Source organism: Rhizobium phaseoli (assembly GCF_001664385.1).
Taxonomy (GTDB): Bacteria; Pseudomonadota; Alphaproteobacteria; order Rhizobiales; family Rhizobiaceae; genus Rhizobium; species Rhizobium phaseoli.
Window position 1 is genome coordinate 3,890,908 of sequence record NZ_CP013532.1, and the last position, 21,705, is coordinate 3,912,612.

At 61.6% G+C, this 21,705-nt stretch carries 22 protein-coding genes; 11 read left to right on the forward strand and 11 right to left on the reverse strand.

What is annotated here, in order from left to right; all coding sequences use genetic code 11:
- Nucleotides 1-44: 44 nt before the first annotated feature.
- Nucleotides 45-2,348 (reverse strand): putative bifunctional diguanylate cyclase/phosphodiesterase, encoded by a 2,304-nt coding sequence (locus AMC88_RS18680; protein WP_029532230.1) that lies wholly within the window; start codon nt 2,346-2,348, stop codon nt 45-47.
- Between the two features lie 400 nt (nt 2,349-2,748).
- On the opposite strand from AMC88_RS18680, the gene AMC88_RS18685 reads away from it, so the two are divergent.
- Both AMC88_RS18685 and AMC88_RS18690 read left to right on the forward strand, forming a co-directional pair.
- On the forward strand, nt 2,749-3,288 hold the full coding sequence (locus AMC88_RS18685; protein WP_016737275.1) for a TRAP transporter small permease subunit: 540 nt from the start codon (nt 2,749-2,751) through the stop codon (nt 3,286-3,288).
- Nucleotides 3,289-3,309: 21 nt separating this feature from the next.
- Nucleotides 3,310-4,800 (forward strand): TRAP transporter large permease, encoded by a 1,491-nt coding sequence (locus AMC88_RS18690; RefSeq protein WP_064825641.1) that lies wholly within the window; start codon nt 3,310-3,312, stop codon nt 4,798-4,800.
- A gap of 83 nt (nt 4,801-4,883) precedes the next feature.
- On the opposite strand, the gene AMC88_RS18695 is transcribed toward AMC88_RS18690, so the two are convergent.
- Together AMC88_RS18695 and AMC88_RS18700 are read right to left on the reverse strand one after the other, a co-directional pair.
- Complete coding sequence (locus AMC88_RS18695) at nt 4,884-5,990, reverse strand: TRAP transporter substrate-binding protein (protein WP_064825642.1); 1,107 nt, start codon at nt 5,988-5,990, stop codon at nt 4,884-4,886.
- 104 nt (nt 5,991-6,094) lie between these two features.
- Nucleotides 6,095-6,304: a hypothetical protein gene (locus tag AMC88_RS18700; RefSeq protein WP_064822769.1), complete on the reverse strand. Its 210-nt coding sequence runs from the start codon at nt 6,302-6,304 to the stop codon at nt 6,095-6,097.
- Here AMC88_RS18700 and AMC88_RS18705 point away from each other — a divergent pair.
- Entirely contained in the window at nt 6,282-7,061 is a 780-nt protein-coding gene (locus AMC88_RS18705; protein WP_004668318.1) for a gamma-glutamyl-gamma-aminobutyrate hydrolase family protein, read from the forward strand. The genes AMC88_RS18700 and AMC88_RS18705 overlap by 23 nt on opposite strands.
- 37 nt (nt 7,062-7,098) lie before the next feature.
- On the opposite strand, the gene AMC88_RS18710 is transcribed toward AMC88_RS18705, so the two are convergent.
- From AMC88_RS18710 to AMC88_RS18720, 3 genes are all read right to left on the reverse strand, one after another.
- Complete coding sequence (locus AMC88_RS18710; protein ID WP_064825643.1) at nt 7,099-8,055, reverse strand: 2-hydroxyacid dehydrogenase; 957 nt, start codon at nt 8,053-8,055, stop codon at nt 7,099-7,101.
- Nucleotides 8,056-8,082: 27 nt separating this feature from the next.
- On the reverse strand, nt 8,083-9,105 hold the full coding sequence (locus tag AMC88_RS18715; RefSeq protein ID WP_029532233.1) for a LacI family DNA-binding transcriptional regulator: 1,023 nt from the start codon (nt 9,103-9,105) through the stop codon (nt 8,083-8,085).
- Between the two features lie 118 nt (nt 9,106-9,223).
- Nucleotides 9,224-9,736 carry a MarR family winged helix-turn-helix transcriptional regulator gene (locus AMC88_RS18720; RefSeq protein WP_029532235.1) on the reverse strand — a complete coding sequence of 171 codons (513 nt, stop codon included), beginning with the start codon at nt 9,734-9,736 and terminating at the stop codon, nt 9,224-9,226.
- Between the two features lie 85 nt (nt 9,737-9,821).
- Between AMC88_RS18720 and AMC88_RS18725 the strand changes: the two genes are divergently transcribed.
- From AMC88_RS18725 to cysE, 5 genes are all read left to right on the forward strand, one after another.
- Entirely contained in the window at nt 9,822-10,601 is a 780-nt protein-coding gene (locus tag AMC88_RS18725; protein ID WP_016737280.1) for a creatininase family protein, read from the forward strand.
- Nucleotides 10,602-10,748: 147 nt separating this feature from the next.
- Nucleotides 10,749-11,831: a CobW family GTP-binding protein gene (locus AMC88_RS18730; RefSeq protein ID WP_064825644.1), complete on the forward strand. Its 1,083-nt coding sequence runs from the start codon at nt 10,749-10,751 to the stop codon at nt 11,829-11,831.
- The gene (locus AMC88_RS18735) at nt 11,831-12,820 is read left to right on the forward strand and encodes a WD40 repeat domain-containing protein (RefSeq protein ID WP_064825645.1); all 990 of its coding nucleotides are present in this window, start codon (nt 11,831-11,833) and stop codon (nt 12,818-12,820) included. Before AMC88_RS18730 ends, AMC88_RS18735 begins: the two co-directional genes overlap by 1 nt.
- A gap of 16 nt (nt 12,821-12,836) precedes the next feature.
- On the forward strand, nt 12,837-13,328 hold the full coding sequence (locus AMC88_RS18740) for a GNAT family N-acetyltransferase (protein WP_064825646.1): 492 nt from the start codon (nt 12,837-12,839) through the stop codon (nt 13,326-13,328).
- Between the two features lie 108 nt (nt 13,329-13,436).
- Nucleotides 13,437-14,255 (forward strand): serine O-acetyltransferase, encoded by an 819-nt coding sequence (gene cysE, locus AMC88_RS18745; RefSeq protein WP_064825862.1) that lies wholly within the window; start codon nt 13,437-13,439, stop codon nt 14,253-14,255.
- Here cysE and AMC88_RS18750 read toward each other — a convergent pair whose 3' ends face one another.
- From AMC88_RS18750 to odc2, 3 genes are all read right to left on the reverse strand, one after another.
- Entirely contained in the window at nt 14,256-15,410 is a 1,155-nt protein-coding gene (locus AMC88_RS18750) for a GGDEF domain-containing protein (RefSeq protein ID WP_064825647.1), read from the reverse strand.
- Nucleotides 15,411-15,667: 257 nt separating this feature from the next.
- On the reverse strand, nt 15,668-16,258 hold the full coding sequence (locus tag AMC88_RS18755) for a GNAT family N-acetyltransferase (protein WP_010017967.1): 591 nt from the start codon (nt 16,256-16,258) through the stop codon (nt 15,668-15,670).
- A gap of 94 nt (nt 16,259-16,352) precedes the next feature.
- Nucleotides 16,353-17,486: an ornithine/lysine decarboxylase gene (gene odc2 / locus AMC88_RS18760; protein ID WP_038691369.1), complete on the reverse strand. Its 1,134-nt coding sequence runs from the start codon at nt 17,484-17,486 to the stop codon at nt 16,353-16,355.
- 530 nt (nt 17,487-18,016) lie between these two features.
- On the opposite strand from odc2, the gene AMC88_RS18765 reads away from it, so the two are divergent.
- The 3 genes from AMC88_RS18765 to AMC88_RS18775 all read left to right on the forward strand — a co-directional run bounded on the left by AMC88_RS18765 (nt 18,017) and on the right by AMC88_RS18775 (nt 20,751).
- A complete protein-coding gene (locus AMC88_RS18765; protein ID WP_016737288.1) occupies nt 18,017-18,910 on the forward strand; it encodes a LysR family transcriptional regulator in 894 nt (297 codons plus the stop codon).
- Nucleotides 18,911-19,039: 129 nt separating this feature from the next.
- The gene (locus tag AMC88_RS18770; protein ID WP_016737289.1) at nt 19,040-19,681 is read left to right on the forward strand and encodes a DUF1007 family protein; all 642 of its coding nucleotides are present in this window, start codon (nt 19,040-19,042) and stop codon (nt 19,679-19,681) included.
- A complete protein-coding gene (locus tag AMC88_RS18775) occupies nt 19,675-20,751 on the forward strand; it encodes a nickel/cobalt transporter (protein ID WP_064825648.1) in 1,077 nt (358 codons plus the stop codon). The genes AMC88_RS18770 and AMC88_RS18775 overlap by 7 nt, the downstream gene beginning before the upstream one ends.
- A 14-nt stretch (nt 20,752-20,765) precedes the next feature.
- Here the strand turns inward: AMC88_RS18775 and AMC88_RS18780 are convergent, their stop codons facing one another.
- Together AMC88_RS18780 and AMC88_RS18785 are read right to left on the reverse strand one after the other, a co-directional pair.
- Nucleotides 20,766-20,975, reverse strand: a complete 210-nt coding sequence (locus AMC88_RS18780; protein WP_010018538.1) for a hypothetical protein — start codon at nt 20,973-20,975, stop codon at nt 20,766-20,768.
- Nucleotides 20,972-21,667: a GNAT family N-acetyltransferase gene (locus AMC88_RS18785; RefSeq protein ID WP_064825649.1), complete on the reverse strand. Its 696-nt coding sequence runs from the start codon at nt 21,665-21,667 to the stop codon at nt 20,972-20,974. Before AMC88_RS18785 ends, AMC88_RS18780 begins: the two co-directional genes overlap by 4 nt.
- Between the last annotated feature and the right edge of the window lie 38 nt (nt 21,668-21,705).

A 21,705-nucleotide genomic window follows, 5' to 3' on the forward strand; every position in this document is an offset into this window, starting at 1 on the left:
GGCGGGGAGTATTGTCCGGAGAAAAGGCGGCCGCTGCGGCGCGCTCAGGCGACCTTGTTGCGCCGGCGCTGGACGGGGCGGCGGCCGATGCCCTGCTGCAACAGCGGGATGTTCTGGGAAGGCACCGGCTGAGAGAAAACATAGCCCTGGACGAGATCGGTGCTGCGGTGCTTGTTGAGCAGCGCGAGCTGCTCCTCTGTCTCGACGCCCTCGATGACGATCTTCAGGCCGAGCTCGCGGGCGAGATGGACCGTGCCGCGCAACAGCTTGAGACGGCGGGTATCCTCGACGATGTTGCGCACGAAGGACCGGTCGATCTTGACGATATCGAGCGGCAGCGTGTCGAGATAGCTGAGGCTGGAGAAACCGGTGCCGAAATCGTCGATGGCGATGGTGATGCCGCGGGCCCTGAGTTCCGCCAGGATGGCGCGCACGGCCTGCGGCTCGTCGATCAGGCAGCTTTCGGTGACTTCGAGATGCAGCCGCGCCGCGTCGAGGCCGGAATGGACGAGCGCATCGGCGACCACCGAAAGGATATCGGCATCGCGCAGGTCGCGCGCCGAGAGATTGACCGAAACGGCGATATGGTCCGGCCAGTTCATGCACTCGCTGCAAGCCTTGAACAAGACGAAACGGGTAATGTCGGAGATAATGCCCATCTCTTCGGCAAGCCGGATGAACACGTCGGGCGGGATCGAACCCTTCTCCGGATGCACCCAGCGCGCCAGCGCTTCGGCACATTCTATCCGTGTGCCATCAGCCCGGAACATGGGCTGGAAGACGAGATGCAGCGCCTGCGCCGAAACCGCTTCGCGCAAGTCGGCCTTCAGCTTCTGCTGCTCGATATAGCGCCCGTCCATCTCCCGCTCGAATCCTGAGATGCCGCCCTTGAGGCGGGACTTGCTTTCGAACAGTGCGAGATCCGCCTTGACGCTCCACTCGTCCATGGCAAAGGCCGAGCTTTCGAGGATCGCGTAGCCGGCGCTGAGCGAAACGAGGAAGGTGAGCTCGTCGACCTCGTAATGGCCCTGGATCGCAGCGTGCACCCGGCGAATCGAGAGCTCGAGCGATGTGGGCTCCTTCGCATGCGGGAAGAACAGGATGAACTGATCGCCCATCAAGCGGCCGAGGATGGCATTGCCGCAAGCCTGCTTGATGCGGGCGGCGATGGCGCAAAGCAGATGGTCGCCGGTGACGTGACCACGCATGTCGTTGACATGTTTGAACTCGTCGATGTCGAGGACCATGAAGCCGAGCGGTCCTGATTTGCGCGGGTGTCTGGCGAGATATTCCTGTACCAGCTGCCCGAAATATTCACGGTTCGGCAAGCCGGTCAGCGCATCGAAGCGGACCATATGCATGATCTTCTGCTCCGCCTTCACCCGGCTCGACACGTCCTCGAAGATCAGAACGGCACCGCCGTCGGCCCTCCGGCTGGCGGAGAATTCGAGCGACAGGTCCTCAGGGAAATGAATGAGCGTGCGCGACAGGTTGCCGTCGGCGACCTGGGTGAGCTGGCGCAGGATGAGCTCCGGCTGCGAGGCATCCATGAAGCTGTAGCGGGCGCCGTAGCGCAGCACCGCGCCGAGATCGCGGTCCTTCAGCCGCTCAGGCGCCCCGATCTTCAGAAGCTCGCACGCCTTGCGGTTGATGACCTGGACGCGGTTCTCGGCATCGACCATGACGAGACCATGCGGCATGTTGTTGAGCGCTGTATCGAAACGATCGGCAATGATGGTGATTTCCCGGCGCGCGATGACATTCTCGTAAAGAAACTCGCGCACGCCGTTGGCCATCGCCCGCGTCGTCAGCCAGAAGGGGATGAGGAAGATCGACAGCACGCCGCGATAGAAATCCATCGCCAGCAGGCTGCAGACGATCATCGGCAGGCAGCAGAAGAACGTCTGGAGGTCGACGGCGAAGCGCGAGCCGTAGTTGCGGCCGACGACGGACACCATCGTCGCCATGGTAACGGAAATGCAGGCAAGTTCGGCAAAGGAATCGTGGACGACGAAGATGGCGTAGCCGCTGGCAAAGCCAAGCAGGGCCGTGGTGCAGGCCCCGCTGGCAACGAGGATCCGCTCCCAACGCTCGATTCCGGCATGCGACAAGCTCTCCTTGTCGACGCGATCGAACTGCCGAAAGATGGCCATGCGGGCGGTGAAAACCAGGAGGAAGGCAATCGACAGCGGAATATAGATGAAAGATTGTGTTTTGGCGGCCACAGCAAGGCACGTCGCAATATGTACTATCACGCCAACAAGAAGCGTCATGCGATTCCCGGAAAGGGAGCTCACAAACGACAGATACACATCTAAAGGGACCCTGTTCGGGCTATCTGGCTTCATCCACACTTTCCCTGTGCGCGGGAATTCTAGTGGCAACCCTTTAAAAATTGATTTCAATCGAATCAAACATTTGGTCGAATTTTCTAAAACCCCAGGATGAGCACCACAGCCTTGGCGTGATATTGCAGCCTTGTCGCGAGGTTGTTGAAATAATCATCCACGCCTGGGTTGTTAAAATGGTTACCGGCCGTGCGGGCCGGCCATCTTAAGTGGCGCCTCAGCCCCGAAAATCGGAATCGTTTTCGGAAAATCCGAAGCGCGCGGGAAATGACGAGACGGCGCTATACGACTATGCGCCTATGCGCGGCATTTATCCTTCCAATTTCAAATGCCGTGGTCTACACCGATTCCAAAGAGGGAAAGCTGCCGAATAACGGCAGGACAAGAACAAGGGAAACGCATGTCGGGACTTCTGGCGGCAAGCCGGCTGATTGATTCGGTCAGTCGGATCATGGGAAAACTTTCCGAATACATGGTGCTGTTCTGCTGTCTGATCAGCGCCGGAAATGCCATCGTTCGCTATGCCTTCAACTATAGTTCGAATGGCTGGCTGGAAATTCAGTGGTACCTTTTCGCCTTTGTCGTCATGCTCGGCGCCTCGCACGCGCTGCGCAACAATGAGCATGTCCGCGTCGACCTGATCTACGGCGCCGTGTCCGACAAGGCGAAGATCTGGATCGATATCGTCGGTCTCATCCTGTTCCTCATCCCCGTCTGCATCTTCCTCACCTGGCTCTGCTGGCCCTTCTTCGCACTTTCCTACAGGCAGGGGGAAATATCGGGCAATGCCGGCGGACTGATCCGCTGGCCCGTCAAGCTGATCCTGGTCGCCGGTTTCGGACTGTTGTCCCTCCAGGGCCTTTCCGAGTTGATCAAGCGGATCGCCGCCCTCACCGGTCATATCAGCATCGACACGACATACGAAAAGCCGCTGCAATAGCGCCCCCGGGGAGGAACGGATTTGTTTGATTTCGGCATCATTCCGCCGGCCATGTTCCTGGGCATGGTCATTTTCATGCTTTACGGCTTTCCGGTGGCCTTTTCGCTCGCCGCCGTCGGCCTGTTCTTCGGCATCATCGGCATCGCCACCGGCCATTTCAGCGAAGCCTTTCTGCAGGCGCTGCCCCTGCGCTTTTTCGGCATCGTCTCCAACGACCTCCTGCTCGCCATTCCCTTCTTCACCTTCATGGGGGCGGTGCTGGAACGCTGCGGCCTTGCCGAGGATCTGCTCGAAGGCACCGGCAAGCTCTTTGGCGGCATTCCCGGCGGCCTCGCCTATGCCGTCATCCTGGTCGGCGCCGTGCTCGGCGCCATCACCGGCACGGTGGCCGCCTCCGTCATCACCATGGGCGTGATCTCGCTGCCGATCATGTTGCGCTACGGTTACAGCCCGCGCCTTGCCACCGGCGTCATCGCCGCCTCCGGCACCATCACCCAGGTGATCCCGCCCTCGCTCGTGCTCGTCGTCCTCGCCGACCAGCTCGGCAGATCGGTCGGCGACATGTATCTCGGCGCGATCGGCCCCTCGATCCTGCAGGTGACGATCTTCGTGCTCTTCGTCCTTGTCATGTCGATCATCCGACCGAAATCGATGCCACCGCTGCCGAAGGAGGTGCGCGGCGATTTCAACTGGGCGCTGCTGGCGAAGGTGCTGATGGGCATGGTGCCCTCGATCGTGCTGATCTTCCTCGTACTCGGCACGATCTTCATGGGGCTTGCGACGCCGACGGAAGCCGGCGCGCTCGGCGTCGTCGGCGCCATGCTGCTCGCCGAGATGAATCGGCGCCTCACTTGGCCGCTGATCCGCGAAGCGATGACGTCGACCACCCACATCACCTCGATGGTGGTGATGATCCTGATCGGCTCCACCTGCTTCAGCCTGGTCTTCCAGGGCATGGACGGCTCGCGCTGGATCGAGCACATGCTCTCGGGCATTCCAGGCGGCCCGGTCGGCTTCCTGATCTTCGTCAACATCTTCATCTTCGTGCTCGCCTTCTTTCTCGATTTCTTCGAGATCGCCTTCATCGTCATCCCGATGCTGGCGCCGGTCGCCTCCAGTCTCGGCATCGATCTGATCTGGTTCGGCGTGCTGATCTGCGTCAACATGCAGACGAGCTTCATGCATCCGCCCTTCGGCTTCGCGCTCTTCTATCTGCGCTCGATCGCCAGCAAGGACGTCAAGACATCCGATATCTATATGGGCGCGCTGCCATGGGTCGGCATGCAGATCATCCTGGTGGCAATCGTGATCTTCTGGCCGCAATCGGTGACCTACTGGCTGGACCATGGCCCGAAGGTCGACCCGAACTCGATCAAGATCGAAGTGCCGGGCTTCGGCGGCCAGCTCGGCCTGCCGCCGGTGGGCGGCGGCGGCAATGGCGCGCCGCAGATTCCCGGCCTCAACCTGCCGCCTCTCGGCTTGCCGGGAGCCCCGCCGCCACCCGCGAAATAGCTCCTCAAAACAACAGGGCCAAAACAAAACCCCGGACCAACCGATCCGGGGTTTTGTATGCGTCGATGCGGCGCTGGAAGCGCTTAGAGCTTGCCGGCCCGCTGCTGGATCATCATGAACGTATCAAACGTGTATTCCGAAAGCTGCATCCACAGATAGGCGTCGCGCTTGAAAGCGGTCTGGTCGTCGTAGATCTTCTTGAAATACTGGTTGTTGGCCGAGATTTCGCCGTAGATGCCCATGGCCGCCTGGAAGCAAGCTTCCATAATTTCCTGGCTGAACGGGCGCAGTGTCGCCCCTTCGGCGACGAGCTGCTTCAGCGCCGTCGGATTCTTCGTGTCGTATTTCGCCAGCATGTTGGTGTTGGCGAAGGCGCAGGCGTCGGTGAGCGCTGCCTGGTAGTGCTTCGGCAGATTGCTCCATTTATCCAGGTTGAAGAACGCATGCACCGTCGGGCCACCTTCCCACCAGCCCGGATAGTAGTAATATTTCGCCACCTTGTGGAAGCCAAGCTTCAGATCGTCATAGGGACCGACGAATTCCGCCGCATCGATCGTGCCCTTTTCGAGCGCTGGGTAGATGTCGCCGCCGGCGATCTGCTGCGGGATGACGCCGACCTTTTCCATGACGCGACCGGCAAGGCCGGCGATGCGCATCTTGACGCCCTTCAGGTCGTCGAGCGTGTTGATTTCCTTGCGGAACCAGCCGCCCATCTGGGCACCGGTATTGCCGGCCGGCAAAGCATACATCCCTTGCGTGGCATAAAACTCGTTCATCAGCTTGGTGCCGTTGCCCTCGTAAAACCAGGCATTGGTCAGGCGGCTGTTGAGGCCGAAAGGGATAGCCGTCCCGATGGCGTAGGTCGGATCTTTGCCGACGAAATAATAGGAGGTGGTGTGGGCTGCCTCGACCGTTCCGGCGGCGACGGCATCGACGGCCTGCAGGCCCGGCACGACTTCACCGGCCGCGAAGGGCTGGATGGTGAAATTGCCGTCGGTTGCGGCGGCAACATGCTTGGCGATGTCTTCGGCACCGCCATAGATCGTATCCAAGCTCTTCGGAAACGACGACGTCATGCGCCACGCGATCTTCGGATTCTCCTGCGCGATCGCAGGCGCTGCCAATGCCGTTGCGGCGACCGCGCTGGCCCCGGCGGTTCCCGCCTTCTTGAAAAACGAACGACGATCCATCAAAAACCTCCCATATAGATGGCACTGCGCGGCCGATCTTCACCCCTACCCGCAGCGAGGGCAGAGCTAAGCATGGCGAAGGCCGCGATTCAAGCTTTAGTCTATTAGCCTTTGGCATCAAGACAGCAATAAGGCAACACGCACGCACCCATCAAAATCAGCAGGTTAGCTGCGAGGACAGAAGCAGCGACGAGGCCCTGGCGGAAAATGGCCGCCAGCCGCAGCCAAACGTTGACTTCGCCGTCATTCTGGCGGCAGAAACGACAAGCAGAAGATTTCACCGGGGCGAACATGACGAAACCGATCGTTGCCATTCCTGCCGATATCCGCAGCTACGACGGCGCGACCTGGCACGCCGTGCAGCACCAATATCTCGGTGCCGCATTGAACGCGGCCGGCGTCATGGCCTTTCTCATCCCGGCTTTCGAGGCGGGCTACGACACCGACGCAATCCTCGACCGCGTCGATGGTCTGCTGGTTTCGGGCTCGGCCAGCAATGTGCATCCTTCGCTTTACGGCGCCGAGGCAAAAGACAAGGACGGCCCCTTCGATCCCGCCCGCGACGCGACAAGCCTGCCGCTCATCCGCCGCGCCATCGATCGCGCCATCCCGCTGCTCGCCATCTGCCGCGGCATTCAGGAGCTGAACGTTGCGCTCGGCGGCTCGCTGGCAAGCGAGATCCACGAGCAGCCCGGCATCTGGGACCATCGCCGGCCGGAAGGCGTCGACCGTGACGGCATGTACGCCATCCGCCAGACTGTCCACGTCAAGGAAGGTTCCTGCATTGCCGGCATCCTCGGCCCGGGCGATATCCGCGTCAACTCGCTCCATCGTCAGGCGATCGCCAGGACCGCGCCGCGCCTGCAGGTGGAGGCCACCGCCGAGGATGGCACCGTGGAGGCCGTTTCCGTCATCGATGCCAAGGCCTTCGCCGTCGGCGTGCAATGGCATCCGGAATATTGGGCCGAAACCGACAAGACGTCGAATCGGCTGTTTTCCGCCTTCGGCGACGCCGTCCGCGATTACGCCGCCGCCAAACCGCCAGTGACCGCGGCGCAGGCGATCAGCTGACCACTGGCTCGGTCAAGCGCGCCGGCTTGAACCATCTCTAAACCTTTTGCGGTGTCTCCGGCACCGGCGTCAGCGCCGCCCCTGTCTCGAACCAGGCGATCAGGTTGTCGGCGACGAGATCGGCCATTGCGTTGCGTGTCGGCACGGAGGCCGAGGCGACGTGCGGCAGCAGCACGGCATTGGCCGGTTCCATCAGCGTCGCCGGCACGGTCGGCTCGTCATAGAAGACGTCAAGGCCGGCCGCACCGAGCGCGCCTGACGCAAGCGCCGCACTCAGCGCCTCTTCATCCACCGTCCAGCCACGGCCGACATTGATGAGAATGCCGTTCGAACCGAGAGAGGCCAGGATATCGGCATCGATCGTTTTATGCGTCTGCGGTGTCTTCGGAACGATGGCGATCAATGTGTCCACCGCCTCGGCCAATCCCTTCAACGTCGGATAATAATCATAGGGCGCATCGGCATGGCGCGAGCGCGTGTGATAGCTGATCTTCACCTTGAACGGCTCCAGCCGCCTGGCAATCTCGAGGCCGATGCGGCCGAGGCCGTAGAGCCCGACATGACGGCCCTTGAGCGAAAAACGCGACAGCGGATAGGCTGTGCCCGGCTTCCAGTTGCCGGCGCGCAGCCAGGCTTCGGCCCGCGGCAATTCGCGGATCGTGTTGAGGAGCAGGCCAATCGCCGTGTCGGCAACCTCGTCATTCAAAACGTCTGGCGTATTGGTGACGACGATGCCCTTTTCGGCCGCCCGTTTGACATCCATGCCGTCATAACCGACGCCGAAACTGGCGATCACCTCGACGCCGGGCAACTGGTCCATCCAGCTGCCGGGGAAGGCGCCGGAGACGGCGACGCCGCGGATGCGGCCGGCCATCTCGCCGTCGAGCCCCAGCTTTTCCTCGCGGGCGACGGCAATGATCTCAAAACGATCCTTCAGTCTCTCGAGAACACGCTCGTGTATCTTCCCAGGAACGAGAATGGCGATGCGGGACATGGCTTTTCCTCTTGGACGGGGTCTGGTTCAGGCGCGGGGCCGATGGGGACTGGTCGACTGGCGGATGCGCATTTCCGGCTTGATGAGATGCATGCCATCGGGTTCGTGACTGCCGGCGAGACGATCAAGAAGGGCGCGCGCAGCCAGGCGGCCGACTTCGGTCTGGCCGTTCCAGACGGTTGTCAGCGCCGGCGTGGCAATCGAGGCTTCCTCGAGATCGTCATAACCGGTGACGGAAATGTCGCGCCCCGGCACCAGGCCGGCACGAGCAATGCCATTCATCAGGCCGATTGCAACGAGATCGTTCCAGCAGACGGCCGCCGTCGGCTGCTGTGGCAGTGAGAGGAAATGCACCGCGGCCTCGAAACCGCCCTGCTTCGAGCGAGGCCCGGGAATGCGCAGGTTCGGATCGACTTCGATGCCGGCCTTGCGCAGCGCATTGACATAACCTTGGTAGCGGTCGCGGCCGGTGGAGGTCTGGTCCGTGCCGCCGATCATCGCGATCGAGCGGTGACCGAGACCGATCAGGTGGTTGGTGGCGAGCGAAATGCCGTAGCTGTCGTCACCGCGATAGGTCGGCAGCTCCAGACCGTCCATCGAGCGGGCGACAAGGATTGCCGGCATGCCATTTTCCTCCGCCAGCTGCAGATCTTCCGGCGGCGTGCCGATCGCCGGCGACATAATGACGCCGTCACCGCCGAGCTGCAGCAGCGTCTCAATGAAGGTGCGCTGCTTTTCGACATTGTCGTAATGGTTGGAAAGGATGAAGGTGTGGCGGCTGCGATCGAGTTCGCTTTCGATCGCCTTCAGGATTTCGCCGTAGAACGGATTCATGATGTCGTGCACGACGACGCCGATGATGCCGGAGCGCGAGGTGCGAAGACTGGCGGCGCGGCGATTGTAGATATAGCCGAGCGCGCGCGCCTGCTCCTTGATCTTTTCCCGGGTATTGCCGGCAACGAGCGGACTGTCGCGCAGGGCTAGCGAGACCGTCGCGGTTGAAATGCCGAGCGTTTCGGCAATTGTCGAAAGCTTGATCTTCTGGACCACGTGTCCTCCTCCAGGCAGCACGCAAGACAGCAAACCGCGCCGGAAAACCGGCGCAGTCCCTTAAAATGTTTAATTAAAAGATTTAACAGGCGGAGGCAATTCGTCTTTCAGCGAAATTTCAATCTTCGTCCGGCTCTTCCAAAGGAAGCGCTTCGGCCTGCAGATTGGCGTCGATCGCCTTCAGCAGCCGCACGAGATTGCGGATTTCCTTTTCTGAAAATTCCAGAGTCGCCAGTCTGTCGCAGGCCGACGCCGCCATCTCGATCGCGCGCACGCTGTCACGCCCGAGCGCCGTGAGATAGACCTTGGTCAGGCGCGCATCCTCGGCGTCGGGCTTGCGCTCGAGGAAGCCCTGCGCCTCCATGCGCCCGATCGTGCGCGTCATCGTCGGCGCCTTGACGCCGAGCTTCTGGGCAAGGCCGCCCGCCGTCATGCCGTCGCTCTCGGCGAGCGCGAGAATGACGCCGTCCTGGCCGGCATAGAGGCCGCTCTCGAACAGGTTGCGCGAGAGCACCGTGCGCATGGAACGAGCCGCCTGGGTCAGCGCCGGCGAGAGATCGACGAGCGTATACTCCGTCTGGTCCTTCTTCTTGGACTTGCTCTTCTTGCCGTCCTTATGCTTCTTTCCCATAGCCATCCCTTTGATCTTTAAGCCCCGACGCCGCTGCGATATGACATTGCCCAGGATCTCGTCATAAACAAGAGGCAACGACCGGATGATGACGCCTTCGCCCGATAGCCAGCCGGCCTCTGCCCCTGCCCCGCGCCCGCCGATCGCCGTGCTGCCGCTGGGTGCTCATGAACAGCACGGTCCTCACCTGCCCTTCGAAACCGACACGCTGATTGCCGAAGGCATCGCCGGACGATTGAAGACGGCCCTGCCCGCCGGCCTGCCGGTCACCTTCCTGCCCGCCGAATCGGTCGGCTATTCCATAGAGCACATGGATGTTGAAGGAACGAAGACGCTCGCTTTCGACGAAGCGGTCAACCGCTGGCTCGGCATTGCCGAGCGGCTGGCCGAGCAGAAAATACGCAAATTCGTGATGCTGAACGCCCATGGCGGCAATTCGCCCCTGATGACGATCGTCGCGACCGAGGCGCGGATTCGCTTTGCCATGCTGGCGGTGGCGACGAGCTGGACCCGCTTCGGCCTGCCCGACGGTGTGATCCGGCCGCAGGAAAAGGCGATCGGCATTCACGGCGGCGATATCGAGACCTCGGTCATGCTGGCGCTTCATCCTGATAAAGTCGACATGGCGGAGGCGGCGGACTTCCCCTCCCGGCAGAGCGAATTTGCCGGGCGCTTCAAACATCTGCGCGCCTACGGGCCGCACGCTTTCGGCTGGAAGATGTCGGATCTCAACCCGCAAGGCGCGGCGGGCAACGCCGCGGCCGCGACGGCTGAAAAGGGCGAAGCGCTGATTGCCCATGCGGTGAAGGGGCTGGTGGAATTGCTCGAGGATGTCGATGCCTTCGACGTTGGCGAACTCCGGTGAGGACGACCGATCAGCACAGGCAGATGACGTGATCTTATAACATTATAAAATCCTTTGAACTGCCGTGCCCATGCCGTTATATGAGACCAACCGCTCAAGCGGCCGATCCCAAGCCGTTCGGCCGCACGCCTAATCCTAGAGGTTCTCATGACCGACGCGATCTCCACCCAGAAGCCTATTCCCGTCACCGTGCTCACCGGTTATCTCGGCGCCGGCAAGACGACGTTGCTCAACCGCATCCTCTCCGAAAACCACGGCAAGAGATATGCGGTCATCGTCAACGAGTTCGGCGAAATCGGCATCGACAACGACCTGATCGTCGAGTCGGATGAAGAAATCTACGAGATGAACAATGGCTGCGTCTGTTGCACGGTGCGCGGCGACCTGATCCGCGTCGTCGAAGGCCTGATGCGCCGGCCCGGCCGCTTCGACGGCATCATCGTCGAAACGACCGGCCTTGCCGATCCGGTGCCGGTCGCCCAGACCTTCTTCATGGATGACGACGTGCGCGCCAAGACCGAGCTCGACGCCGTCATCGCTCTCGTCGACGCCAAGCACTTGCCGCTGCGCCTGAAGGACAGCCGTGAGGCCGAAGATCAGATCGCCTTCGCCGACGTCATCGTCATCAACAAGAGCGATCTGGTAACCGCGGAAGAACTTGATGTGATCGAAGACATTGTCCGCGCCATCAACCCGGCCGCCCGCGTCTACAAGACCAGCCGCTCCGGCGTCGACCTCGCCCGCGTGCTCGACCAGGGCGCCTTCAACCTGGAGCGCGCGCTCGAAAACGATCCGCATTTCCTCGAACACGGCCATGACGATCATGTTTGCGGCCCGGATTGCGATCATCACCACGACCATGATCACGACCACCATCACGATCATGACCACGGCCACCATCATCACGGCGCCATGTCGGCGATCCACGATGTGACGGTGCAGTCGGTGTCGTTGCGCGGCGGCGAGATGAATGCCGAGCGCTTCTTCCCCTGGATCCAGAAAGTCACCCAGATGCAGGGGCCGAACATCCTGCGCCTCAAAGGCATCATCGCCTTCAAGGACGATCCCGAGCGTTATGTCGTCCAGGGTGTGCACATGATCATCGAGGGTGATCATCAGCGGCCCTGGAAGGACGGCGAAAAGCATGAAAGCCGTCTGGTCTTCATCGGCCGCGACCTCGACCGCGAAAAACTGGAGGCCTCCTTCAAGGCCTGCGAGGCAGCCGCCTGATGCCGACAGTTGCACCGCTTGATCTCGACGGCCACGTTCTGGCCGTCGAATTTTTAGGTGACATCCCCGTCTTCGCAAACGCAAACGGCACGTTTCATCGGCTGGACGGCGGCGAGAGGGTTTGCGAAGCCCATCAGGGCATGCTCACCGCCATCCGCGATCCTTATAGCGAAAGCCTGATCTCGGGCGGTGAGGACGGCAAGGTGCTGCGCATCGCTGCCGATGGCAGCGTCAGCGAACTCGCAACGGCGCCGCGCAAGTGGATCTCCCAAGTTGTGGCCGGCCCGCAGGGCGCCATCGCCTATTCCTACGGCAAGAGCTCGCTCGTCCGCCTCGCCGACGGCACGACCAAGGAATTTCCCGAGGAACGCACGGTCGAAGGCATCGCCTTCGCGCCGAAGGGCCTGCGCATCGCCGCCGCCCGTTACAACGGCGTAACGCTGCACTGGGTCGGCACGAGCGCCAAACCGGTCGATCTCGAGTGGAAGGGTGCCCATACCAGCGTCACCTTCTCGCCGGATGGCAATTTCCTCGTCACCTCGATGCAGGAAAATGCCCTGCACGGCTGGAAGCTCGACAGCAAGCCCGGCGCCGAGGCCCGGCACATGCGCATGACCGGCTATCCCGCCAAGGTTAAATCGCTTTCTTGGTCGATCAAGGGGAAGTGGCTCGCCTCATCAGGCGCACCCGCAGCCATCGTCTGGCCCTTCCAGGGCAAGGACGGGCCGATGGGCAAGGCGCCGCTCGAACTCGGCACCCGCGCCAATATCATGGCGACCTCGGTGAAATTCCACCCGTTGGAAGACATCCTTGCCATCGGCTTCGTCGACGGCATGATTCTGGCTGTGCGCATCGCCGACAGCAAGGAAGCGCTGCTGCGCCGCCCCGGCAAGGGCGCGATCACGGCGATGAGCTGGAGCGCAAACGGCAAGCTGCTCGCCTTCGCCTCCGAAGCCGGTGATTGCGGCGTCATCGATATTTCGGCTTGAGGCCGTGTTGCCGGCGATGGATGGCGCTCTGAAACCAGAGATCGTGACGCTTGGCGCCGAGCACATGCAGGTGGCGGCAGGGATCCGGCGCGTGGCGCTGTGGCAGCGCCTGCCCTGGCTGCCGGACGTACATGCTCCTGAGGAAGAAGAGCAGTATTGGCGCATGCATCTCCTGCCGAACTGCATGATCCTCGGCGCCGCTGTAGGAAACAAGCTCGTCGGCGTCATCGCCTATGGCGGCGAATGGATAGAGCAGCTTTATGTTCTCCCGGGTTTCCAGGGCATGGGGATCGGCTCCCTGCTCCTCGGCTGCGCCAAGGGGGAGATGGATGAGCTCAGGCTCTGGACATTCCAGCGCAATAGGGGCACACGCGCTTTCTACGAGCGGCATGGTTTTTCCGCCGAAGAGGAAACCGACGGCGTTGATAATGAGGAAAAGGAGCCTGACGTGCTCTATCATTGGCGCCGCCTTCCGGAGCTGGCACCTGACCTGAAACCGTCCGGCTAATATATCGGCCGAGGCCTGAGAATATCGGGCTTGCCAAATGCTTTGCACGGGCGAAACATGGAAACTGACGCAGGCATTGCCGTCGCCGTTCTGACAGAGGAAATGCGAATGCCGAAATCGACCGGCCTCGGTTTTGCCGAGCAACAGCCGCCGCCTTTGGGCGATGCATCCGTCTGGACCACCATCCGCGCCGAGGCGGCGGAGCTTGCCGCGCGCGAGCCGATCTTGCGGCGGCTGCTGACCACCGAGGTAACGGATGCCATCGGCGATAATGAGATCCTCGCCCGTGTTCTGGCCGCGCGGCTTTCGGTGACGCAGGTGGAAACCGGCAATCTGTTCGATCTCATCCTCTCCACGCTCACCGACGACATCATGCGCAAGGTCGAGGCCGATCTCGCAGCCGTGCGCGAGCGCGACCCGGCCTGCACGACATTTCTGCACGCGCTTTTGAACCTCAAGGGCTTTCATGCGCTGCAGACGCATCGCATCGCCCATGCACTCTGGAACGCCGGCCGGCCGGAGATCGCCACCTGGCTCGCCAATCTTGCTTCGTTGGTCTTCGGCCCGGATATCCATCCGGCCGCACGGATCGGCGCCTCCATCATGCTCGACCACGGATCGGGCATCGTCATCGGCGAAACGGCGGTGATCGAGGACGAGGTATCGATCTTGCAGGGCGTCACGCTCGGCGGCACCGGCAAGGAAACCGGCGACCGCCACCCGAAGATCCGCCATGGCGTGATGATCGGCGCCGGCGCCAAGATCCTTGGCAATATCGAGATCGGCGCCTTCAGCAAGATCGCCGCCGGCAGTGTCGTGCTGAAGCCGGTTCCGGAACATTGCACGGTCGCCGGCGTGCCGGCCACCGTCGTGCGCATCCACCGCGCCGACGAAGTCCCGGCCGAGACGATGGATCAGAATATCTAGCTACGCGGCCTGCTGGTTATCCCAGGAGGCTTCGACGCGGTTGCGGCCTTCGCGCTTCGAGCGGTAGAGCGCCTCATCCGCCTTGTGCATCAGACTTTCGAAGTCTCCACCGCTTATCCGTGTGGCGACACCGATGCTCAGTGTCGGAAAGACGGCCAGATCCGGCCGCTGCATGACGACGGCGGCGAATTCGAGACGAATGCGCTCGGCAATCGCCATCGCATCTTCCCGCGATAGGTTTTTCAGCACCGCCAGGAACTCGTCCCCGCCTTGACGGGCGAGCAGATCCTGCGGGCGCATGATACCTCTGGAGACCCTTGCGAAAAGTCGCAGGATCTCGTCGCCGGCCGCGTGACCGTGCCGGTCATTCAGCTGCTTGAAGTGATCGATATCCATGATCAATAGCGAGATAGGCTGAGACCCAAGAGCAGACGCATGCTGCGCAAGGCCGCCGCGGTTGAGCGCGCCTGTCAGCGGATCATGATGGGCGAGTTCGGTCAGCTGGTTTCGGCTGCGCTCGGCTGCCATCAGCACCATGGCCATGCTGCGAAGCATGATGAAAGCAACCGCCGATACCGCCATCCAGCTATGGATCACGCTGCCGCCGAAGGGATCCGGCCCGCCAATCTCGCCGGTCGCCGCAAGTATGCTGCGCGCGGCAAAGATCATGGCTGTGCAGATGTAGAGGGCGACCAGCAGGGCCGCCGAATAGAGCCTCTCGCGACGGACGATGCTGAACGCCTCCCTTGCGACGGCAAGGTCGCAGAGGCAGCAGATGACGGAAACGTAGAGAAGCCTTGCCGAGACCGCTGTGGGATCGCTGACGATAAGAATGACAGGCACGCTGACGAGGAGGATGGCCAGCCAGAAAAAGCGCTGCTCGAGAACCCGCCCGGAAAAGACGCGCATGGCGAAGAACATCAGCATGTAGCCGGCGATGGTGACGACATTGCCGCCGTCAATCGAGACCGCGTAGGGAACGCTATTGCGCAGCGCGACGAGAAAGGAACCGATGCCGATGAGGAGGTTGCTCAAGCCCCACCAAAGCGGCCACCTGTCGGAGCGGCCGGTCGCATAGGCTGCAAGCTGGAGAATCCCCAGCACGAAACAGCTCACGGCAACAATGAAATAGATCGTCCGGAGATCCAGCAGCATGACGCATTCCCGAGGTTCTGGCAGCGAACCTACAGCAAGCATTTTGCGGTTTGATTGGAGGCTTCGTTAAAAGTTTAACGATCCCGATTTTTCAAGGCGCCTTTTGTCAGGCGGCGCGCACGGCGCCGATAATATCTTGCTGAAAGAAAATCCGTGCCGCAACCACGGCGGCCCGCCTGCCTTCATGGTCAAGTGGCGCGGACATTGCCGGCCGAGGGAAGGACCTCAACCCCAGCGCCGACTGGTTGGCGCCGAACTTAGGCGGCGCGGCGAACCGGCGCGCTGGCCAGCATGCGTCCTGAGGGGACGATCATGCCGGCCGCACCGTCAAGCCAGCCTTCCGTAAGCTCCAGCGCAAGAAAGCGCGAGCGTTCGAACGGACCCGGCATGACGACATGGCGAGCCTTTTCGGCAAAGAAGCCGAAACGCTCGTAATAGGCTGCATCGCCGACGAGCAGGACGGCACCATGCCCGCGATTCTTCGCCTCGAGAATCGCTGCCCGCATCAGCGCCGCGCCGATGCCCTTGCCGCCGTGACGGGAATCGACGGCGAGCGGACCGAGCAGCAGCGCATTGATCGGCGTGCCTTCATCATTGACGCCGGCCTCGATGTTCCAGAGCCGCACCGAGCCGATGACATGACCATCGCGATCACGCGCAACGAGCGCGAGACCCTCGGCCGGAACACGGTTGCGGCGGATCTTCTCCGACGACTTCTTGCGACGGTCCGGCCCCATGACGCGGTCGAGCAGGTTTTCACGGGCAACGACATCCGAGGGATTTTCGGCGTCGATGGCGAAGGTGGTGGGCGCAAAAAATGCGCGGACAGAATCAAGAACAGCGGCCATCTTGGCCTCCCGTACCCAATACCGTTATCAGCGGCGATGAAGGAAAATTGTGAAGTTGCCGCCCCGGCTGGTTACGGGGCCGGCGGAAACGACCTTAGATGACGTAGGCCTTCAACGGCTCGAAACCGTTGAATGCGACCGCCGAATAGGTCGTCGTATAGGCGCCGGTGCCTTCGATCAGAACCTCGTCACCGATCGAAAGGGAGATCGGCAGCGGATAAAGGTTCTTCTCGTAGAGCACGTCGGCCGAATCGCAGGTCGGGCCGGCGATGACGCAGGGCTCCATCTCGTCGCCGTCATGCTCCGTGCGGATCGGATAACGGATGGCTTCGTCCATCGTTTCGGCGAGACCGCCGAACTTGCCGATGTCGAGGAACACCCAGCGCGCATCGTCATTGTCCGACTTCTTCGAAATCAGCACGACTTCCGCCTTGATGACGCCGGCATTGCCGACCATGCCGCGGCCCGGCTCGATGATCGTCTGCGGGATCTGGTTGCCGAAATGCGTGCGCAGCGCCTGGTAGATCGACTTGCCGTAAGCTTCCGCGGACGGAACGTCGCGCAGATACTTGGTGGGGAAGCCGCCGCCCATGTTGACCATCTGCAGGTGGATGCCCTGCTTGGCAAGCGAGACGAAGACGCGCTTGGCATCGGCGAGTGCGGAATCCCAGGCATCGACCTTGGTCATCTGCGAACCGACATGGAACGAGACGCCGTAGGACTGCAGGCCGAGCTGATGGGCGTAGACGAGAACGTCGACGGCCATCTGCGGAACGCAGCCGAACTTGCGCGACAGCGGCCATTCAGCGCCTTCGCCATCGGTGAGCACGCGGCAGAAGACACGGGCGCCGGGAGCGGCACGCGAGATCTTCTCGACTTCCTCGTGGCTGTCGACGGCAAAGAGGCTGACGCCGAGCGCATGGGCGCGGGCGACATCGCGTTCCTTCTTGATCGTGTTGCCGAAGGAGATGCGGGCAGCGGTCGCACCGGCTTCGAGCGCCATTTCGATTTCGGCAACGGATGCGCAATCGAAATTGGAGCCGAGACCTGCGAGCAGCTTCAGGACCTCAGGAGCCGGGTTTGCCTTGACGGCATAGTAGATGGCGCTGTCCGGCATGGCATGACGGAAGGCGTGGAAATTGTCGCGAACGACGTCAAGGTCAACCACGAGGCAGGGACCGTCGGGACGTCGGGTTGCGAGAAAGTCGCGGATGCGCTGGGTGGTCATATCGTTCCCTCTTCCAATTCCAGAGCTCCGGCATGAACCGGAGGACAAAGGGCATACGAGAACTCGCATTGGAACCAGCCGGTGGAGACCCCGGAACCATAGCAAGCGCTCGATGCGCGGATAGTGAACCAACGCCGCGGACGCGGTGTAAGTTCGGCTTTGTCTGCCATGGATTGGAGGGAGAATCCCAACCGCACTTCCGGCAATGATGGTGTGCCTCTTCAGTAACCCCCGCTGATGGAAAGCAGGGAGAGAACAAAAAGGCCCGCACCGTCGTTGCTTCAGGCGTCCTCGCATTTTCCGGTTGGCCGGAATAGCGACTGGAGGGGTTAATTCCAGGTACCTTACCGATTTCCTCACCAATTCGAGGGTTCGGCGGACACCCATGGGCACGTGCGACTTTGGGCTGAGGTGGAAATAAGAATATTCGCCTTCACAATCAAGCGTTTTTTTGATCTCGGGGTCAAAAAAAATAATTGAACAGGTCGGGCCAATTTGTTCAACGTTTCGAAACAGCTTGGGGAAGCGCAATGGACACTCTGACCCGCATACGCGCCTTCATCGACGTCGTCGAGGCCGAAGGCTTTTCCGCCGCCGCAAGGCGCACCGGCCGCTCGAAAGCGCTGCTGTCCAAATATGTGCGCGAACTGGAAGACGAGCTCGGCGCTCTGCTGCTCAACCGCACCACTCGGCAGTTCTCCATGACCGAAGCCGGCCACACCTATTACCGCAGCGCGTCCGATATTCTGAAGGAGATCGACAACCTTGCCGATCTCGTGCGTGAAAACAACGCCCAGTTGAAGGGACGGCTGCGCATATCCGTCCCCCGCACCTTCGTCGACGCCGACGTCGGCCAGTCTCTGATCGATTTTGCCGCCGAGAACCCGAATCTTTCGCTGGAGATCGCTGCCGATGACCGATTCGTCGACCTGATCGAAGAAGGCTTCGACGTGGCGATTCGCATTTCCAAGCTCGAAGATTCCGGCATGATCGCCCGCAAGATCTCCGATTTCCGCGTCCATCTCTGCGCCACACCGGATTTTATCGAGCACCATCCCGATCTCGAGCATCCGAGCGACATTTCCAACGTCCCCTTCATCGTCGACACCAATTCGCGCACCCAAGGTAGCATTCGCTTCTACAACCCTGATAACACAACCTTCGCCGTCGCCGTCTCCGGGCCGATAGAAGTCAACAGTCCGCATGCGACATTACGCGCCGCCCTTGCCGGCATCGGCATCGCCCTCATTCCCGATTTCATCGCCCGCAAGCCGATCGAGAGTGGCGAACTGCTGACGCTGTTTAACGACTACATCCCGACTGACCGCGGCATCTATGCCGTCTACCCGCACCGGCGCTACCTGCCGGCCAAGGTGAGGATCTTCGTCGACTACCTGCACAGCTGGTTCAAGAAGCATCCGTGAGACTGCACCGAAAGGCCGCCCGAGCCGGACGATCGGGTGATGCCGGGCACGTTCGGCCGGCAAGCCTGTCCCAATTCCGTCCCAATTTCTGGCAAGAACTCAGCTCGAGCGAATAAGGCAGCGGGACGCATGAACAGATCCATACCATTGATGACCGCGCTTCTTTCGCTGGCGCCAGCCGCCGCCTTTGCGCATCCGCATATCTTCGTGGAGGCGCGGCTCGAAGTCGTGGCCGGCGCTGACGGCAGCGTCGAGGAACTGCGCAATGTCTGGCGCTTCGACGAGGTCTTCTCCTCCTCGGTCGTCATGGATTTCGACAAGAACACCGATCTGAAGCTCGAGCCGAACGAACTCGCGCAGGTCGGCAAAACGGTGAAGCAATCGCTTGCCGACTACGACTACTACATGAACCTGACGGTCAACGGGAAGAACGTCACCGTCCAGCAGCCTGACATCATCCATGTCGACTACAAGAACGGCCAGCTGCTGATGTTCTTCGCAGTCAAACCGGCGGAGAAGATGCCGCTGAAAGGCAGGCTCACTTTCGGCGTCTACGACCCGACGCTCTATACATCGATCGACTTTCCGACAGACAACGAACTCGCCACGGTCGGCGACGGCTTCAAGGCCTGCAAACACCAGGTGGTAAGGCCCGACGCCGACGAGGTGATCTCGCAAAACAAACAGTCGCTTACCGACGCTTTCTTCAACGACCCCACCGGCACCAACATGTCCAAACTCTTCGCCACCCGGCTGGAGATCACATGCTGACAAAACGCCCGTGCTTCGTCCTTTCCGCAGCACTCCTTGCGCTGGTGACGGCGGCAAGTCTCGCCCATGCGCAATCGCCGCTCGGCATCGGCACGGCGGAACCGAGTTTTCAACCGACCGGCGGGCCGTTCGCACCGCTTTTGCTCTATGTGAATTATGAGCAGCAGGCCTTCTACCGGGCGCTGACCGATGCGTTGAAGGGCATGCGTCAGGATCCGTGGCAACTGACGTCGCTGATCGGCCTTTCCTTTGCCTACGGCGTCTTCCATGCGGCCGGCCCCGGCCACGGCAAGGCGGTCATCTCCTCTTATATGATCGCCAACGAGGTCGAGCTGAAGCGCGGCGTGGTGATTTCCTTCATTTCGGCGTTCATTCAGGGCATCGTCGCCGTGGGGCTGGTCGGCGGTGCCTGGCTGGTGCTGCGCGGCACCGGCATCACGCTGACGGCAGCGACCCATGCGATGGAAATCGCAAGCTTCGTCATGGTTATCCTCTTCGGCGGTTGGCTGCTGTTTCGCAAACTGCGCTCGATGGTGGGCAATTTGCCGCGTCGACGGCTGATGGCGACATCCGCCGGTCCGGTCAGCATGATGCTCGATTGGAAGGACAACGCGGCCGAACGCCAGGCCTATGCCTTCAACGGCAAGGCGCAGGCCGTCGCCGCCGGCCACACCTTCGTTCCCGGCATGGTCTGCGAGACCTGCGGCAACGCGCACGTGCCGGATCCGGCCCTGCTCGCCGGCGACAAGTTCAGCGTCCGCGAGGCCTGGTCGGCGATCGTTGCCGTCGGCCTTCGGCCCTGCTCCGGCGCGCTTCTGGTGATGACCTTCTCGCTGCTGAACGGGCTCTACGTCGGCGGCATGCTGTCGGTCGCCGCCATGTCGCTTGGCACCGCAATCACGGTTTCCGTCCTTGCCACCCTCGCCGTCACCGCCAAGGGTGCTGCCGTCCGCCTCTCCGGGCGCGGCTCGACCGCCTCGATCTGGATCGGCAACGCTATCGAAATCCTCGGCGCCCTGCTGGTCATATTGATGGGCGCCCTGCTACTCGGGGCATCGCTGCAGGGGTAGTGAGACCTCCGCGTCTAGTGCTTCCCCTTGCCGCGCTGATAACGCGCCCGCAGCCAGAAGACCGCGAAAAACGCCATGATCAGGCAGACGCCGACGGCGATCCCCAGCACCGGCGAGAAATTGCCGATCCATAAGACAATGGTCGGCAGAAAATAAATGACGAGGCCGGCGCCGAGCAGAATGATGGCGGCGGCAATCGCCTGCGAGCGGCTCTCAGGGCTCACGCTAGCCTTTCCTTTTCCAGATCAGCGCGAATATCCTGCAGGCGCCGGATCTGGTTGCCGGCGGCGTCGAAATTCTCCGGCGAGAGCCAGGCCTCGAAGGCATTGTTGATCAGCGGCCACTCGGCATCGATCATCGAAAACCAGGCAGTGTCGCGGTTGCGGTGCTTGGAGATCATGTGCTGGCGGAACACGCCTTCGAAGCTGAAGCCGTAACGGGCGGCCGTCGTCTTGCTCGCCTCGTTGTTATTGTCGCATTTCCATTCGTAGCGCCGGTAGCCGAGATCTTCGAAGACGTGCTTGGCCATCAGGTAATGCGCCTCGGTGGAAAGCGGTGAACGCTTCATGTCGGGGCCATGCGCCACCCCGCCGATCTCGACGACACCATTTGCCGGGTCGGCGCGCATATAGTTCGCCATGCCGACAATCTTGCCGGTGGCGTTGTCACGGAAGATATGGGTGAGCCAGCCGGACTTGGTGTAGACGGATTCCAGCCAATTGGCGAAGTCCTCAATGCCGGAAAAATCGTCCTGCGCGAAATAAAGCAGCAGCGGGTTGATACCCATGCCGCCAAGCCCGTCCCACAGCGCTTCAAGATGCTCCGCGCGTCGATAAGGCTCGACGGTGACGAAGCGGCCCCTAAGCGTCACCGGCTTCGGGGCCGGGCAGCCCTTAAAATTTGCAAGATCGCGCATGTTCACTCCCGTGTTCTGAGGAGTGGATAGGCCAGCCG